The sequence below is a fragment of the Corynebacterium sp. HMSC04H06 genome, assembly GCF_001815935.1.
In the GTDB taxonomy this organism is placed as follows: Bacteria; Actinomycetota; Actinomycetes; order Mycobacteriales; family Mycobacteriaceae; genus Corynebacterium.
This window is the reverse complement of sequence record NZ_KV823410.1, coordinates 60,387-73,136: the sequence shown is the minus strand read 5'-3', so window position 1 is coordinate 73,136 and position 12,750 is coordinate 60,387. Positions and strand designations below refer to the sequence as shown.

14 protein-coding genes are annotated in these 12,750 nt (G+C 64.0%); 8 read left to right on the top strand and 6 right to left on the bottom strand.

The genetic code is table 11. The features are described 5' to 3' along the window. Window positions 1–156 precede the first annotated feature (156 nt). From HMPREF3067_RS02695 to amaP, 6 genes are read left to right on the top strand one after another with little or no spacing between them, the layout of a single operon-like run. Window positions 157–639 carry an Asp23/Gls24 family envelope stress response protein gene (locus tag HMPREF3067_RS02695; protein WP_070768238.1) on the top strand — a complete coding sequence of 161 codons (483 nt, stop codon included), beginning with the start codon at window positions 157–159 and terminating at the stop codon, window positions 637–639. Window positions 640–645: 6 nt separating this feature from the next. Further along, window positions 646–1,029 carry a hypothetical protein gene (locus HMPREF3067_RS10930; protein WP_210400073.1) on the top strand — a complete coding sequence of 128 codons (384 nt, stop codon included), beginning with the start codon at window positions 646–648 and terminating at the stop codon, window positions 1,027–1,029. 46 nt (window positions 1,030–1,075) lie between these two features. Next, window positions 1,076–1,273: a hypothetical protein gene (locus HMPREF3067_RS02685; RefSeq protein ID WP_070768192.1), complete on the top strand. Its 198-nt coding sequence runs from the start codon at window positions 1,076–1,078 to the stop codon at window positions 1,271–1,273. Continuing rightward, the gene (locus HMPREF3067_RS02680) at window positions 1,273–2,193 is read left to right on the top strand and encodes an Asp23/Gls24 family envelope stress response protein (RefSeq protein WP_070768191.1); all 921 of its coding nucleotides are present in this window, start codon (window positions 1,273–1,275) and stop codon (window positions 2,191–2,193) included. Before HMPREF3067_RS02685 ends, HMPREF3067_RS02680 begins: the two co-directional genes overlap by 1 nt. Then, window positions 2,183–2,758 carry a DUF6286 domain-containing protein gene (locus HMPREF3067_RS02675; RefSeq protein WP_070768190.1) on the top strand — a complete coding sequence of 192 codons (576 nt, stop codon included), beginning with the start codon at window positions 2,183–2,185 and terminating at the stop codon, window positions 2,756–2,758. The genes HMPREF3067_RS02680 and HMPREF3067_RS02675 overlap by 11 nt, the downstream gene beginning before the upstream one ends. After that, window positions 2,751–3,311 carry an alkaline shock response membrane anchor protein AmaP gene (gene amaP, locus HMPREF3067_RS02670; protein ID WP_070768189.1) on the top strand — a complete coding sequence of 187 codons (561 nt, stop codon included), beginning with the start codon at window positions 2,751–2,753 and terminating at the stop codon, window positions 3,309–3,311. Before HMPREF3067_RS02675 ends, amaP begins: the two co-directional genes overlap by 8 nt. 33 nt (window positions 3,312–3,344) lie before the next feature. On the opposite strand, the gene HMPREF3067_RS02665 is transcribed toward amaP, so the two are convergent. The 5 genes from HMPREF3067_RS02665 to rpsL form a co-directional block, all read right to left on the bottom strand. Continuing rightward, window positions 3,345–4,082, bottom strand: coding sequence for a hypothetical protein (locus HMPREF3067_RS02665; RefSeq protein WP_070768188.1), 738 nt, complete (start codon window positions 4,080–4,082; stop codon window positions 3,345–3,347). 151 nt (window positions 4,083–4,233) lie between these two features. After that, window positions 4,234–5,424, bottom strand: a complete 1,191-nt coding sequence (tuf, locus tag HMPREF3067_RS02660) for an elongation factor Tu (protein WP_070768187.1) — start codon at window positions 5,422–5,424, stop codon at window positions 4,234–4,236. A gap of 423 nt (window positions 5,425–5,847) precedes the next feature. Then, window positions 5,848–7,977, bottom strand: coding sequence for an elongation factor G (fusA, locus tag HMPREF3067_RS02655; protein WP_070768186.1), 2,130 nt, complete (start codon window positions 7,975–7,977; stop codon window positions 5,848–5,850). A gap of 211 nt (window positions 7,978–8,188) precedes the next feature. Beyond that, on the bottom strand, window positions 8,189–8,656 hold the full coding sequence (gene rpsG, locus HMPREF3067_RS02650) for a 30S ribosomal protein S7 (RefSeq protein WP_070768185.1): 468 nt from the start codon (window positions 8,654–8,656) through the stop codon (window positions 8,189–8,191). A 5-nt stretch (window positions 8,657–8,661) separates the two neighbouring features. Beyond that, window positions 8,662–9,033 (bottom strand): 30S ribosomal protein S12, encoded by a 372-nt coding sequence (gene rpsL / locus HMPREF3067_RS02645; protein ID WP_070768184.1) that lies wholly within the window; start codon window positions 9,031–9,033, stop codon window positions 8,662–8,664. Between the two features lie 524 nt (window positions 9,034–9,557). Between rpsL and HMPREF3067_RS02640 the strand changes: the two genes are divergently transcribed. Then, window positions 9,558–11,381, top strand: a complete 1,824-nt coding sequence (locus HMPREF3067_RS02640; RefSeq protein ID WP_070768183.1) for a ribonucleoside triphosphate reductase — start codon at window positions 9,558–9,560, stop codon at window positions 11,379–11,381. Beyond that, a complete protein-coding gene (locus HMPREF3067_RS02635; protein WP_070768182.1) occupies window positions 11,362–12,069 on the top strand; it encodes an anaerobic ribonucleoside-triphosphate reductase activating protein in 708 nt (235 codons plus the stop codon). The genes HMPREF3067_RS02640 and HMPREF3067_RS02635 overlap by 20 nt, the downstream gene beginning before the upstream one ends. A gap of 30 nt (window positions 12,070–12,099) precedes the next feature. On the opposite strand, the gene HMPREF3067_RS02630 is transcribed toward HMPREF3067_RS02635, so the two are convergent. Further along, window positions 12,100–12,750, bottom strand: coding sequence for a nucleoside/nucleotide kinase family protein (locus HMPREF3067_RS02630; protein WP_083319099.1), 651 nt, complete (start codon window positions 12,748–12,750; stop codon window positions 12,100–12,102).

Sequence of the window (12,750 nt, the reverse complement as noted above, 5' to 3'; positions counted from 1 at the left end):
TCTCTATCCCTGCATTAATAACGAGCCGGTTCCGTGGAATCTCCGTATAATTTGGGGCGTAAACAAAACCCCATTAGTGAAAGGGAAATAGCTGTGGCTAACAACACCGCAAACTCCGGCAAGAACTCCAACAACAGCTCGGCTAACGAGAGCAAGGTGCAGGATTCCGCTTCCCAGAACGCCCCGGCCCAGAAGGTTGGCGGCGAGGAGGTCTCCCAGCGCAAGGTGAACTCCAACTTGGAGACCGAGTACGGCACCACCACCATTGACGACGACGTCGTTGCCAAGATCTCCGGTATCGCCGCCCGCGAGGTCTCCGGCGTTTCCGCCCTGGGTGGCGGCGGCGCCCGCATGCTGGGCTCCATCCGCGAGTCCTTCGGCGCTTCCGAGGACGTCCGCCAGGGCGTGTCCGTCGAGGTTTCCGAGGGCACCGCTTCCGTCGAGGTCGCCATCATCGCCGAGTACGGCGTGGCCATCCACGAGCTGGCCGAGGCCATCCGCCGCAACATCATGAACGCCGTAGAGCGCATGACCGGCCTCGACGTTGACCGCGTCGACGTCATCGTCCACGACGTTAAGCTGCCGGAGGAAGACAACGACGACTACGAGCAGCAGGCCATCGCTGGCAACCAGGCGTAGTAACTCATGCCCAGCCCCCGTTCTCGCTTCCTCTTAGAGGCAGACCAGGCCCAAGGGCTAGCTGCAGCACTGGAAGGACTTCCCGGCGTCGCCGAGCTCTTCGGCGGACGCTTCGGGGAAGTCTCTCTGTATTTCCCGGGCCAGCGCGTCCCGGGGATCCGCCAACTGCACCAGCGCGACGACACCCAGATCGAAATCCAGGTGGTTGCAGATCTTTCCAGCACCAAGGATCTTCACGATTTGGCCGACCGCGTGCGCGATAAGGCTCGGGAGACCGTTCCTGAGCTGCAACGCGTCGACGTGCGCATCGCGGATGCCGTCGCGAACGCTTCCGCTGTACCGAAGGCGGACTCTTCCGTCGCCCAACCGGCCCCTGGCCCGACCTCGTAGACGAGCGACCCGCCCGACTTCTACTTTCCCACCGAAGGGTAAACCTATGAACAACTACACCACTTACGGCATCGTCGCCGGTGTTGTTTTGGCCTTCGCCATCATTCTGGGCAACCTGCCCCTGGTGCTGCTCATGATCCTGTTCGGCGCCATCGGCGGTGTCATCGGCGCACACTTTGATGGCCGCATCAATCTTTCCGAAATCTGGTACAACATCATCGGCAAAGACAAGGGCCAAGGCTAATGACCGACACCCCGAACAACCCCACTGGGGCCGGGGCGGATAACGCTGGCGCGACGGAAATCTCCATCCGCACTTTTGACAAGTTGGTTACGGCAGCCATCCGTTCCGTGCCCGGAACCTGCGACGTGGACTCAAAGCTCGCAGGTATCGCTGGCCGCGGTTTCCCGCGCGTGCACACCCAGGTAGATTCCTACCGCCGCGTTCTCGCGGTGGAGGCTTCCATCGCGGTGACCTGGCCCGCGCCCGTGACTCAGGTGGCGGAGCAGGTCCGTTCCGCTATCGCCGAGGCAGCGCACACCTACACGGACTACGAGACCACGCGGGTCAACGTCACCGTAGGCACCGTGGTCCCGGGCGAGCGCATCGCCCCGACCAGCGTGGCCGCCCGCCCGCACGCCGCAGCGTTCAGCCCGCAGGTCAACCCGCACCGAATCTGGCAGCCGGAGACGGTCCGCGGCATCGACAAGCTCGCGGAGATCCACTCCCCTGAGCCGGTCCGCCTGCGTTCCATCGACGCCGGCAGCGAACCGGAGGTGCGTTCCGTGTCGGCGGACGCCTCCCCGTTCTGCCCGCGCCAGATTGCGCAGCCGCGCCAGCCACGGGTTACCAGCCCGGTCACCCCGGAGCCGGTCACCCCGCGCTCGGTGCAGGCACCTGCCCCGGCACGCTTGCGCGCCCACGGCGAAGCCTTCGAACACCAGCCGCGCCCGGTGCGCACCGCGTCCGGCCAGCCGCTGCGCCGGATCGAGATTCGGCCCGCCAATCCGTCGCCGGCGCGCGTCTACGCGCCCCGCCCGGAGCCGCTGCGCCAGATCGAGGTCACGCCGCTGAAGGTCCGCAGCCCCGAAATCGTCCCGTTCCTTACCCGCCGGAAGGCGTCCCACCCGCAACCGCAGAAGGGAGGCTACGATGTCCGCTAATTCCGATAACAAGGAAATCGTCGGCCTGGGCCAGCAGCCCAAGGCCTCCCCCGCCGCGCGCGGCTGGGCCATCTTCCTGGGCCTGTTGTTGCTCGCGCTGGCCGTCGTGGCCGGCCGGGAAACCTGGCTCGTGGCCACGGAAGCCAACGCCAGCTCCTGGGTCACCCCGGTCACCGACCTGGTGGCCCGGGAGAACCTGGAGACCTGGATGATCTGGGCCGGCGTGGCCGCTATCGTGGTGGGCCTTATCTTCCTCATCGTGGCCTTCAAACCGCGCCGGAAGACCCACCTGCGCCTCGAGTCCGAGCGGTCCTCGGTCTGGCTCCGCGCCGTCGACGTGGCCCGCCGCTCCAGTGCGGTGGCCCGCCAGGTCCCGGGCGTTGCGGCCGCCCGCACCCAGGCCACGGACAAGAACGTCAAGATAACTGTCAACGGCGACACCGAAGACCCGGCGCTGGCCCCGCGCGTGGAGGAGGCCGTTAGCCAATCACTGCAGACGCTGGCGTCCACCCCCCGGGTTAGCGTGACCGTCGAGCCGGTCCAGGAGGTCGAATCCAATGTCTAGAGCACTAGCTACCGTCGACCGCCTACTGTTTTTCCTGCTGGGCGTCGTCCTCGTCGTGCTAGGCCTGTGGCCCATCCTGATGCACTTCGACGTCAGCTTCGCCAACCAGGCCGCCGAATGGGTCAACCACGACGTCTGGGGCAGCCTCAGCGAGCAGTCCTGGTGGGTCTACGTCTTGGCCGGCACCGCCGTCGTGGCCTTCATCCTGGGCCTGTGGATCATCGTGGCGAACTCCCGCCCGCACCGCTTCAACAAGCTGACCTCCTCGGCCTCCAACGACGAAGGCCAGGTGACCATGTCGATGAACCCGATTGCCGGGGGCATCGCCAGCGCCCTGGAAAACCTCGACGGCGTGGAGACCGTGGACCGCCGCGTGACCTACGACCGCAAGCGGCCCACCATCGCCTACACCGTCATCAGCAGCGCGGAAACACCCCTGGCGGATCTGCGCGCAGAGATCGAGCAGTGCGAGAGCGACATCCGCCTGGCGTTCCCGGAGATGGACGTGGACACCACGTACAAGCTCCACTACTCCAAGCTAAAGGCGCGCTAACCAGCCGCGGGCCGAGGGCCGCTGGCGGCGGCCCTAACACTCCGCGACGAGCACGTCCTCGATGGCGCCGAAGCGCGCCACCTCGCCGCCCGGCAGGCAGACAACCATCTGCTCGCCCGGGCGGCATTGCTCTATCTTCTCCCACCTAAGGCTCCGCTGCTGCAGGTCCCGGCGGCCAGCGGAATAGACCCGCAGGCCGTGGCCTAGCACCAGCGTCTCGCCCTGGTTGGTCTTTATCACCCAGACCACATCCCCTACGTCCCGGCGCCGCAGGGGCTTCTCCCGCGTCGCCGAGGAAAGCAGTTCCCGCGCCTTGGCAATCTCTTTGTCGTCCACCCGCTGGAGGGACTCGCACACGCCCAGGCGGTGCTCTATGCCCTCGGCGTCTGCCACCACCAGCGGACGCGCCGGCCCGGTAGGGCGCAGGCGGGAATAGTCCCAAACCACCGGCTGCAGGGCGCGCGCCTGCCCGCCATTATCCCGGAAGGAACGCACGACTATACGCTCCGGGTAGACCATCACGCGCGCGGTGGGCGCCTGCGTGGAGACCAGCCAACAGCCCTGAGCCACCCCGCCCTCGGTAGGAAGCAGGGCGGGCCGGGACCGGGACATCTCCTCCAACGCAGAAACTAGGTCCTCGTCGCTGGTGCCCCAGCCAATCCCCCGCTCGGCTAGCTGCGCGAAGATGGTGGCCAGGGAATCCTCCGGCCGGCCCTCCCAGGCCTCTTGGAGCGCGCCCAGGGTCTTTTCAATTCGGGTTGGATCATGCACCCGTCCAACTCTATTACACCGCGCGAATGCGCCTGCCCCGCCCACCCTCGGCGCGGGACGCGGCCAGCCCCAAGACGCGAAAAAGCCGCCTCTCCAAAAGGAGAAGCGGCTCAATCTATTACGCCTTAGCGCGGCGCGTTAGGGGTATCGATTACTCGATGACCTTGGTAACGCGGCCGGCGCCGACGGTGCGGGAGCCCTCGCGGATAGCGAAGCGCAGGCCCTCGTCCATAGCGACCGGCTGGATCAGCTCAACGCTCATCTCAACGTTGTCGCCCGGCATAACCATCTCGGTGCCTTCCGGCAGCTTGATGACGCCGGTGACGTCGGTGGTGCGGAAGTAGAACTGCGGACGGTAGTTGTCCATGAACGGGGTGTGGCGGCCGCCCTCTTCCTTCTTCAGGACGTAGACGGAACCCTCGAACTTGGTGTGCGGGGTGTAAGCGCCCGGCTTGATGATAACCTGGCCACGCTCGACCTCTTCGCGCTTGGTACCACGCAGCAGCAGACCACAGTTGTCGCCAGCCTCGGTGTAGTCCATCATCTTGCGGAACATCTCGATACCGGTGACGGTGGTGGACATGGACTTGTCCTTGATACCGATGATCTCGACGTCCTCGTTGACCTCGAGACGGCCACGCTCAACACGGCCGGTCACGACGGTGCCGCGGCCGGTAATGGTGAAGATGTCCTCGATCGGCATCAGGAACGGCTTGTCGGTCTCGCGCTCCGGATCCGGGATGGACTCGTCGCAGGCATCCATCAGTTCAACGATAGACTTAACCCACTTCTCGTCGCCCTCGAGAGCCTTCAGAGCGGAGATGTGAACGATCGGAGCTTCCTCGTCGAAGTCCTGCTCGCCCAGCAGCTCGCGGATCTCCATCTCGACCAGCTCGATGATTTCCTCATCATCGACCATGTCGCACTTGTTCAGTGCAACGAGGATGTACGGAACGCCAACCTGGCGAGCCAGCAGAACGTGCTCGCGGGTCTGCGGCATCGGGCCGTCGGTAGCGGCGACGACCAGGATGGCACCGTCCATCTGAGCAGCGCCGGTAATCATGTTCTTGATGTAGTCGGCGTGGCCCGGGGCGTCCACGTGTGCGTAGTGGCGCTTCGGGGTGGAGTACTCAACGTGGGAGATGTTGATGGTAATACCGCGCTCCTTCTCCTCCGGAGCCTTATCGATCATGTCGAAAGCGAAAGCGGTGTTCTCTTCCGGGTACTCGTCAGCCAGCACCTTGGTGATCGCTGCGGTGGTGGTGGTCTTGCCGTGGTCGACGTGTCCGATGGTGCCGACGTTAACGTGCGGCTTCGAACGCTCGAACTTCTCCTTTGCCACTGTATGTCCTCCTGGACTATATGGTGGCTACGACCTTCGCAGCCACGTGGTTGACAGTTGCCATAGGCACGTGGGTTGTAACCGCGTGCTTATGACGCTTTCTTTACGTGCCAGTTACACGATCCTAGATTTATGCCACGGATATTTCAAACCGCCCTTGCGGGAAGTCTGTCCGCGGAAGTTAGTGCGGACGTTATCTCTCGACAAGAATCTTTGCGGATCCTAGGTGAGCGGTAACGGCCGGCTCAGCCTGCAATGTCGCGGTGTTTACACTGCGGAGTTACAAAGCTCAGCTCGACCGCTACCGACCCAACCTAGTTCCTAGGAAGGATCTGGCATTCCCTAGCGCAGAATACCAAACGCGCAAGCTTCCTAGGTTCTTGGGGTCTAGAAAACCCCAAGTGGTTGCCGGGGTGGATACCCCTAGTTGGCGTTGCCGGTGCGCTCAGCGATGATCTCCTGGGCCACGCTGGAGGGAACCTCGGCGTAGGAGTCGAAGACCATGGTGAAGTTCGCACGGCCGGCGGTCGAAGAACGCAGGTCGCCGATGTAGCCAAACATCTCGGACAGCGGGACCTTAGCCTTGACGACCTTGGCGCCGGCGCGGTCTTCCATGGCGTAGACCTGGCCACGGCGGGAGCTGATGTCACCGTTGACGGTGCCCATGTACTCCTCCGGGGTGACGACCTCAACGGCCATCAGCGGCTCAAGCAGGGTCGGCTTCGCCTTGGCGACAGCCTCCTTCAGGACCTGGGAGCCGGCCAGCTTGAAGGCCATCTCCGAGGAGTCCACGTCGTGGTAGGCGCCGTCTTCCAGGGTGGCCTTGATGTTGACCAGCGGGAAGCCTGCCAGGTAGCCGTACTGCATGGCGTCCTGGATACCAGCGTCGACGGACGGAATGTATTCCTTCGGGACGCGACCACCGGTGACCTCGTTGACGAACAGGTACTGCGGGTTCTCGCCCTCTTCCAGGGTCTCCGGGTCCGGGTTGTACGGTTCGATGGAGACGATGACCTTTGCGAACTGGCCGGAACCACCGGTCTGCTTCTTGTGGGTGTAGTCCAGGGACTTCACCGGCTTCTTAATGGTCTCGCGGTAAGCGACCTGCGGGTTACCAATGTTGGCCTCGACCTTGAACTCGCGCTTCATGCGGTCGACCAGGACGTCCAGGTGGAGCTCGCCCATGCCGCCAATGACGGTCTGGCCGGACTCTTCGTCCAGTTCGACGGTGAAGGTCGGGTCCTCGTCCGCCAGCTTCTGAATAGCCGTACCCAGCTTTTCCTGGTCGGCCTTGGTCTTCGGCTCAATGGAGACCTTGATAACCGGATCCGGGAAGTCCATGGACTCCAGGATGATCGGGGCATCCTTGGCACACAGGGTGTCACCGGTGGTGATGTCCTTCAGGCCAATGATGGCGTAGATGTTGCCGGCCACGGCCTCATCCACCGGGTTTTCCTTGTTGGCGTGCATCTGGAAGATCTTGCCGATGCGCTCCTTCTTACCCTTGGTGGAGTTGATGACTTCGTCGCCCGGGGCGACGCGACCGGAGTAGACGCGCACGAAGGTCAGCTGACCGAAGAATGGGTGAGCGGCAATCTTGAAGGCCAGACCGGAAAACGGCTCGTCCTTGGACGGCTTACGGGTCATGTCCTCGTCCTCGTTGCCCACAGCGTGGCCGTGCACCTCGCCGACGTCCATCGGGGTCGGCAGGTAGTCAATGACGGCGTCCAGCAACGGCTGGACACCCTTGTTGCGGTAAGCGGTACCACACAGGACCGGGTAAACCTCGGAGTTGATGGTCAGCTTACGGATGCCGGCCTTGAGCTCCTCAATGGTCAGTTCCTCGCCACCGAAGTACTTCTCCATCAGCTCCTCGTCGGACTCAGCGACCGCCTCGACGAGCTTCTCGCGGTACTCGACGGCACGGTCCTTGAGGTCGTCCGGGATCTCCTCGATGGTCGGCTCAGCACCGGTCTCGACCTTGCCGCGCCAGGTGATGGCCTTCATCTCGAGCAGGTCGACGACGCCGTCGAAGTCATCCTCAGCACCGATCGGCAGCTGCATGACCAACGGCTTAGCACCCAGGCGGTCGATGATGGTCTGCACGGTGAAGTAGAAGTCAGCGCCCAGCTTGTCCATCTTGTTGACGAAGCAGATACGCGGAACGTCGTACTTAGCGGCCTGACGCCACACCTGCTCGGACTGCGGCTCGACACCTTCCTTACCGTCGAAGACGGCGACGGCGCCGTCCAGAACACGCAGGGAACGCTCCACCTCAACGGTGAAGTCCACGTGGCCCGGGGTGTCGATGATGTTGATCTGGTTGCCTTCCCAGAAACAGGTGACGGCGGCGGACGTAATGGTGATGCCGCGCTCCTTCTCCTGCTCCATCCAGTCAGTCGTGGAGGCACCATCGTGGGTCTCGCCTACCTTGCGGTTAATACCGGTGTAGAACAAGATACGTTCGGTCGTGGTGGTCTTACCAGCATCGATGTGGGCCATGATGCCGATGTTGCGGACCTTCTTCAGATCCTTAAGCACTTCTTGTGCCACAGTCTTTACCCCAACTCATAGTCGTTAAACGGATAGTTCTCGGTCAATTGTGCCACTAATAAGCCGCTTTAGCAGCACATGGGCGCCTAAGACACCCAAAGTGGCCTGCGAGACAAATGCCCGAGCAACGATTATCAAGTTATGGGCGCCGTGCGACGGCGCGAAAACTAGGTTGTCGTTACTCGGGCATGTGCGTGCAGTCTGCTGGAAATTACCAGCGGTAGTGGGCGAAGGCGCGGTTGGCCTCGGCCATCTTGTGGGTGTCTTCGCGACGCTTCACGGAAGCACCCAGACCATTGGAGGCGTCCAGGATCTCATTGGCCAGACGCTCAATCATGGTGTTCTCACGACGCTGGCGGGTAAACGTCACCAGCCAACGCAGGGCCAGGGTGTTGGCGCGGCCCGGGCGGACCTCCACCGGCACCTGGTAGGTAGCGCCACCGACACGGCGGGAGCGAACCTCAAGATCCGGGCGGATGTTGCCCAGAGCCTTTTCCAGCGTGTCAACCGGCTCGGTACCGGTCTTCTCGCGGCACATCTCCAGCGCACCGTAGACGATACGCTCTGCGGTCGACTTCTTACCGTCCTTAAGGACCTTGTTGACCAGCTGAGTAACCTGCTCAGACTGGTAAACGGGATCCTTTACAACCGGACGCTTCGGAGCAGCATTCTTACGCATTTTTATTACTGTCCCTTCTTCGCGCCGTAACGGGAACGAGCTTGCTTACGGTCCTTGACGCCCTGGGTATCCAGCGCGCCACGGATGATCTTGTAACGGACACCCGGAAGGTCCTTCACACGACCACCGCGCACCAGCACCATGGAGTGCTCCTGCAGGTTGTGGCCCTCACCCGGGATGTAGGCGGAAACCTCGATGCCGGAGGTCAGACGAACACGGGCGACCTTGCGCAGTGCCGAGTTCGGCTTCTTCGGCGTGGTGGTGTACACGCGGGTGCACACGCCACGACGCTGCGGGGAGCCCTTCAGCGCAGCGGTGGACACCTCGCCGCGCTTGCTGTGGCGGCCCTTGCGGACCAGCTGTTGAATAGTTGGCATATTTTCAGTCTTTCTGTTGACTTCTACGGCTGGCCGCCGGATAAGAGGACTAAACATGCAAAAATGAGGGCTCTTTTCCGGGGCCCTGCCGCACGTCCAGAACCTCACCCCAGCGGCGGCCAGTTTAAGGATCAGACTTCTTCGCCGCACGTATACGACGAGACCTTTGGAACCTTACCGGATAACACGCCAAAAAGAAAAATCGCGGCCGGCCCGAAAGTTTAGTGACAAAGTCCACGGAACTTTCCCCTCCCCACCGATGGGGTAGGTCGAACGGCGGTCTGGGGCGAACGTCACGGCCACTACATGGCCCCCGGTTCACGCAGCGAACTCTGCCCCCAAACCACAACATGTTGTGGGCGTGAGATACCGCACCGGAATATATGGAGTTTTGGCTAATTCACACCGTCGAAATTACAGCTATGTTGTCCATCGAAAGCGCTTTTTACTTCGCCCACCCCTGGGCTCGCGGCACCGGCCCTGCCGCGACGGCTTCACCACTTCCCTGAACCGAAAGGACACCCATGGCTTACCAGCCTCCCGCACACCCTGCGCAGCACACGACCATCGACGTGCAGTCCACCCTGGATGAGTACCTCGAGCGCGCCGACTGGCGCATCCACGCCAATGCCAACCAGGACTACTCCCTGGGCGGGATGGTGCTCAACACCTCCGGCAAGGTCACCGCCAACTACTGGCTCAACCACGTCTTCTCCCCCGCCGCCGGGCAAGCGCACCGGGCCGGCGATCTCCACATCCACGACCTAGACATGCTCTCCGGCTACTGCGCCGGCTGGTCGCTGCGCCAGCTGCTGGAGGAAGGCTTCGGCGGCGTGCCCGCCACGGTCAGCTCCGCCCCTCCCAAGCACTTGTCGTCCGCATGCGGCCAGGCCGTCAACTTCCTGGGCACGCTGCAGAACGAATGGGCGGGCGCGCAGGCCTTCTCCAGCTTCGACACCTACATGGCCCCCTTCGTGCGGCTGGACAACTTGAGCTACGAGCAGGTGAAGCAGACCCTGCAGGAGTTCGTCTTCAACCTCAATGTGCCCTCGCGCTGGGGCACGCAGACGCCCTTTACCAACCTCACCTTCGACTGGACCTGCCCGGCCGACCTGGTGGATATCACCCCTCTTATCGGCGGCGAGCCCGTCGACTTCCGCTACGGGGACCTGCAGGCGGAGATGGACCTTATCAACCGCGCCTTCCTGGAGGTCATGTCCGCCGGGGACGCCGACGGCCGCCCGTTTACCTTCCCCATCCCGACCTACAACATCACCAAGGACTTCGACTGGGACAGCCCGAACGCCCAGGCCCTGTTCACCATGACCGCGCGCTACGGGCTGCCCTATTTCCAGAACTTCCTCAACTCGGATCTGGATCCCGGCATGGTGCGCTCCATGTGCTGCCGGCTGCAGCTCGACCTCACGGAGCTGCTCAAGCGCGGCAACGGCCTGTTCGGCTCGGCGGAACTGACCGGCTCCATCGGTGTGGTTACACTCAACTGCGCGCGGCTGGGCTACCTCTACCGCGACGACGAGGAGGCGCTGCTGGCCCGTGTGGACGAGCTGGTCGACCTGGCCGTAGACACCCTGGAGCGCCGCCGCGCCTTCGTCCAGGAAAACCTGGATCGCGGCCTCTACCCGTACACGCGGCGCTGGCTGCCCAGCCTGGACAACCACTTCTCCACCATCGGCGTCAACGGCTGCAACGAGATGATCCGCAACTTCACCCAGGACGCCTACGATCTCACCGATCCGCAGGGCCACGACCAAGTCGCGCGCCTGCTGGACCACGTCAACGCCCTGCTGACCCAGGCCCAGGAGCGCACCGGGCACCTCTACAACCTGGAGGCCTCCCCGGCCGAGGGCGCCACCTACCGCTTTGCCCGCGAGGACAAGGAGCGCTTCCCGGGCATCCTGCAGGCCGGCACCGCGGCGCAGCCCTACTACACCAACTCCTCGCAGCTGCCGGTGGCCCACACCCCGGATCCCTTCGCCGCCCTGGCCGCCCAGGAGGATCTGCAGTCCAAATACACCGGCGGCACCGTCCTGCACCTGTACATGGGTTCGGCCATGTCCTCCGGCGACGCCTGCGCCACGCTGGTCAAGCGGGCGCTTAACACGTTCCGCCTACCGTATATCACCATCACGCCGACGTTTTCCATCTGCGCCTCGCACGGCTATATCTCCGGTGAGCACCCACAGTGCCCGGAGTGCGGCGAGGCTACAGAGATGTGGACCCGCGTGATGGGCTATTTCCGCCCCGTGTCCAGCTTCAACACCGGCAAGCAGGGCGAGTTCCACGAGCGCGAGTACTTCGCGGAGTCTTATGTCGGCCCAGCTCATTAATCCCCCGGGCGCTTCCGCCGGGCCGGCCAGCTCCTCGCTGCCAATCGCGGGGGTCATCCCTTTTTCCACCTGCGACTGGCCGGGCAAGCTCACGATCACGGCCTTCGTGCAGGGCTGCCCGCTGCGCTGCCGCTACTGCCACAACCCGGCGCTCCAGCCCCTCGGAGACCGCGGCGGCTACCACGGCTTCGAGGGCGTTCAGAGCTTCGAGGAGGTGCTCGACCTGTTGGACGCGCGCAGGGGGCTTATCGATGCCCTAGTCGTCTCCGGCGGGGAGCCGCTGGCGGTGCCCGGGCTGGCCGATGCCATCCGCCGCACCCACGCCGCCGGTTTCCCGGTGGGGCTGCACACCAGCGGCTATAGCCCGGCGCGGCTGCGGCGCCTGCTGGCGGATTCGGACACGCGGCCGGACTGGATAGGCCTGGACGTCAAGGGCCTGCCCGGGGACTTGCCCGCTGTGGCCGGGGTGACGTCCGCGGTAGCTCACCGGATGTGGCAGAGCCTGGATATCGCCGCGGACACCGCCCACTCTTCCGGCATGGGGCTGCAGCTGCGCACCACCTCCTGGCCCGGCTCCGTGGTGGAAAGTCACCTGCCGGAGCTTAAGGCCGCGGCGCGGGCGCGGGGATGCGAGCTGGTGGTCCAGTCCGCCCGCGGCTGCGACGCCGAGGGTTATTACCGCGGTTAGGCAGCTGGCGCGGCTGGCTTTCTGCCTCCGCTAGTCCTGCGCCGGCGTCCAGTCCCAGTGGACGTCGAATTCAATTCCGGCGGCCTCGAGTTCTGCGAAGTGCTCCTTTTCTTGGTCCTCCCAGACCTCGAACCACTCGGCGTAATACGGATCGCGACTCAGCGCGCGCTCCTTGCGCTCTTCCCGCGGTCCGGTGACCCAGACGGCCACGACGCTGCCGCGCTGACGGGCGGTGGCCAACGACTCCGGAGTTACCGAGCCCACGCCCTCGACGATGAGGTCGTCGCGGGCGTCCAGGCTCATCCATTCGCCGGGGGCGTTGGCCTCCCAGTCCCAACGCCAGTAGCCGGGGTTCATCTGGCGCAGGACGTGCTCGTAGACCATCTCCGAGCCGCGGTCCAGGCCGTGCCAGCCGGGATAGAACTCGTCCAGGTGCACCACCTGGCAGTTGTCGCGCTCGGCCAGGCGGGCCGAGAGCCAGGTCTTGCCCGCCCCCGACGGGCCGTCGATGAGCACGGTGACGGGCTTCATCGGCCGCTTGGTCTCGGCGGCGAGCTCTAACACCCGCGCGACCACGTAGGCCTGCTGCCGGTCGATACTCAAGTGTTTTAGCGCCGCCGCGGACGAGAAGGGCTCGTCCGCGACGCCACTAGCAGGTTGCTCGGGCTGGTCAGAGGGCAT